This window comes from Limnofasciculus baicalensis BBK-W-15, assembly GCF_024178385.1.
GTDB classification, from domain to species: Bacteria; Cyanobacteriota; Cyanobacteriia; order Cyanobacteriales; family Coleofasciculaceae; genus Limnofasciculus; species Limnofasciculus baicalensis.
On sequence record NZ_JAMZMM010000235.1, the window covers coordinates 1 to 3,630 of the forward strand.

The window sequence follows — 3,630 nt, forward strand, 5'->3', positions numbered from 1 at the left end:
ATCTCCATTGATGATTCTGCTCAGGAAATGTACTTTTTTGATTTAGCCACACCCTTTTCTGACCACCACTTCTTAGTTGACATCGAAATTATTCGGTTAGTAAGCTCAATTAAACTTAAAGTATTCTTTCCCTTCCTCTCCCGCCTCAAACTTGTGAAGAAAGCCACTACTCATCTCCATCTAAGCACACCTGCAATTGAGCTGTCAAGAAGGGAGCAGAGGTTTGATTAAACAAATTCCCGGATTGGCTGGGAATCTCATACTTCTTCACGCCTTCAGAGGTTAACTTATCCCACCCCATAAACTCACCCAAGTATAGCAAAAGTCAAAAGTCAAATACCTGCTGTGACTTAGTTCTGGCATTTTCGGATCTCTTAACCGCCCTGGCGACTGCTATACCATTAGACAAACTGTTTTTTCTATCAAAAGAGTAATTTTCCCTGAATAAACTTGTGGATTATAGTTAATAGCTGCCTCCCAATTCACCTTTTCCACTCCCAAGTATCGCAGTTCATAGGGTAAAGTCTATTGCGGGGGGTAACTTCCGATTAAACCAAGAACAGACATGGCTATCAGCCATTCAGGTATTAAGATCGTTGACACTCACCGGACTTTAGTCAGGGAGTTTTCATGCTATTGTCTTATAACTAAAGTCCGCACTCTCTCAAATCTCATGCGCCTGTTTACCACAATAGCGGGATTGCGCTGCTACTTAGAACGTCATCGATCCGGAAAGGATGTGGGTTTAGTACCCACAATGGGAGCATTGCACCCAGGTCACTTAAGTTTAATTGAACGGGCGAGACAAGAAAATGCTATTGTCATCGTCAGTATTTTTGTCAACCCCCTACAGTTTGCTCCCACAGAAGATTTTCAGCGCTATCCCCGTCAGTTGGAGGAGGATAGAAAACTCTGTGAGGAGGTGGGGGTTGATGCTATATTTGCCCCGACAGCAATTGAATTATATGGAAAATCTCCGCTGAATTCAGACTCTGGAATTCAGTTTACTCAAGTGGTTCCCCCAGGGGCGATGACCTCTGTATTGTGCGGTGCTTCTCGTCCCGGTCACTTTCAGGGAGTCGCTACAATAGTAACTAAGTTGTTAAATTTAGTCCAACCGGAACGTGCCTATTTTGGTCAGAAGGATGCCCAGCAACTGGCAATTATCCGGCGTTTGGTAGATGATTTAAACTTACCTGTGACAATTGTTCCTTGTCCGATTGTCCGCTTGGAGTCGGGACTCGCTTGGAGTTCTCGCAATAAGTATTTGACTGAGGTGCAAAAAGATCGAGCTAGCATCATTTATAGTGCATTAAAAGAAGCTCAAAAAGTTTTTCAAGCTGGGAATCGCGATGCGGTCGGCTGGCGTTGCCATAGCACTGTTATTATTGAAGCTGTCAAGTCAAAATTAATCAAAGCCAGCGATATTGAGGTGGAGTACATTGAATTAGTACATCCGACAACTCTAGCCCCTTTGGAACAGGTGGAGCAAGATGGCTTATTAGCGATCGCAGTTCGTTTCGGAACAACCCGTTTAATTGATAATATGGTACTTCAGAATCGCCAACCTATTGTTGCTATTGATGGTCCGGCGGGTGCAGGGAAATCTACCGTTACTCGCAGAGTGGCGCAGGAATTGGGACTAATCTATTTGGATACTGGCGCGATGTATCGTGCTTTAACTTGGCGAGTTATGTCAGCAAATATTGACATTGACGATGAACCTGCGATCGCGGAAATAGTCAGTCAATCGGAAATTTCCCTAGTAGAATCTAATGATGGGGTTCAGGTTTGGATTGATGAGGAGGAAGTGACTAAAGAGATTCGTTCTCTAGAGGTTACAGCTAATGTATCTGCGATCGCAGCTCTGGCTACTGTCCGTCGCGAATTAGTCAAACAACAGCAGCGGTGGGGAGCGAAAGGCGGTATTGTGGCGGAAGGACGGGATATCGGTACGTTTGTTTTTCCAGATGCCGAACTAAAAATCTTCTTAACTGCCTCTGTTGAGGAAAGGGCACGCCGTCGCTGGCAAGATATTAAAGAGCAAAAGCAAGGCGATATGAGTTTAGAACAGTTAGAAAAGGATATTCAGCAGCGGGATCTGCGGGATAGTACTCGCGCAATCGCCCCCCTCCGGAAGGCGGGAGATGCCATTGAGATAAAAACTGATGGGATGAGTATTTCTGAAGTAACTGAGCGTATTGTTAATCTTTACCACCAGAAGGGATTTTCATAGTACAATTTGTCCCGGATATTGTGCTGTTTTGCCAGTAACTAGCAAAAACAAAACAATCATCCCAATTGAGAGGGGACTGCCTTTAGCTATTGGGGGGTAGTCTGTTGGCAAGGGAGTTTGTGTGACTACAGGTTGGTCTACGATTGGGCTTTCATGGGTAAATCTCTATTGGGCAGGCTATCCGTAGGATATTTCTTCAAGGGAAGTAATATCTAAACTAATCCTAACCTTGAGAATAAATAACTAAAAAAACCATGACTTGCCGCCGTATATGTTCAGAGGAGTGAAGGAGAATGAATGTGACTAACCCGCGTCTGTTTATCTGGCGGTACAGAGTATTGATTACTGTCGCTGCTGTTGTGCTTGGTTTTCTCGCCGGCTTAAGTTTGCCCGCTGATTGGTCGATCGATTCTAAACTTAATGTATCGGTTGGTGGTTCAGAGCGAGGAGGTAATTCTGACTCAAAAGTCAAAGGATTGAGCGATAAAAAAAATCAGGATCATCAAAAATCGAATGGAAAAGTGGTCGCAGAAACAGTAAAACAGATCAGCTTTACTAGTCCTGTCCAGTTTCAAAGTAAAACACTTAACCAGGTTCAAGTCAAGCCAGAAAATAAAGTCGTTGCCCTGACTTTTGATGATGGTCCTTGGCCGGTAACAACCTCAGAAATACTGAATATTCTCAAAAAAAATAATGCTAAAGCTACCTTTTTTGTGGTGGGGAGGAATGTCAGTAATTATCCACAGCTAATGGGACAGATAGTAGCTGATGGACATGGAGTTGGCAATCATACTTGGAGTCATGAATATCATAATCATAGCCCAGCTAGTGCGGCTAGTGAAATTGATAAAACTAACGATATAATTTATAAAACAACTGGAGTAAAAACATCTCTATTCAGACCTCCTGGAGGTTTTCTACACAATGGATTAGTAGCCTCGGCTCACCAGAAAAAGAATGCTGTCATTATGTGGTCCGCTGACTCAAGTGATTGGAAAGGTGGCAGGATTACGGTACAAAGATTGACGGCAAATGTGCTAGGGGAAACCCAACCTGGAGGCATTGTATTGATGCACGATGGTGGCGGGGATCGTTCCCATACGGTAAAGGCTTTACCTGAATTGATTACTAAGCTCAGAGAGCAGGGTTATAAGTTTGTTACGGTATCGGAATTGTTGAAAATGGAAGTTAAACCATCTCCAGCTAAACCCGCTAGCGCAAGTAAGAGTACTCAGCCAACTCCTGTGCCGAAAAAACCGCAGCCAAATCCTGTGAAACATTCGGAATGAGGATGGGCAGCGGATGGGTTATTGGTTGGGGGCTGAGATTGTTGGTGGCAGATGGGCAGCGGATGGGTTATTGGTTGGGGGCTGAGATTGTTGGTGGCAGATGGG

The 3,630-nt window shown here is 44.2% G+C and carries 3 protein-coding genes; all 3 read left to right on the forward strand.

The genetic code is table 11. From position 1 onward, the window contains the following. Positions 1-231: hypothetical protein (locus NJ959_RS19905; protein ID WP_254013486.1), on the forward strand; the 231-nt coding region annotated here is incomplete at its 5' end. Positions 232-673: 442 nt separating this feature from the next. Continuing rightward, complete coding sequence (locus tag NJ959_RS19910) at positions 674-2,236, forward strand: bifunctional pantoate--beta-alanine ligase/(d)CMP kinase (protein WP_254013493.1); 1,563 nt, start codon at positions 674-676, stop codon at positions 2,234-2,236. 293 nt (positions 2,237-2,529) lie between these two features. Beyond that, the gene (locus tag NJ959_RS19915; RefSeq protein WP_254013487.1) at positions 2,530-3,525 is read left to right on the forward strand and encodes a polysaccharide deacetylase family protein; all 996 of its coding nucleotides are present in this window, start codon (positions 2,530-2,532) and stop codon (positions 3,523-3,525) included. The last annotated feature ends 105 nt before the right edge of the window (positions 3,526-3,630 follow it).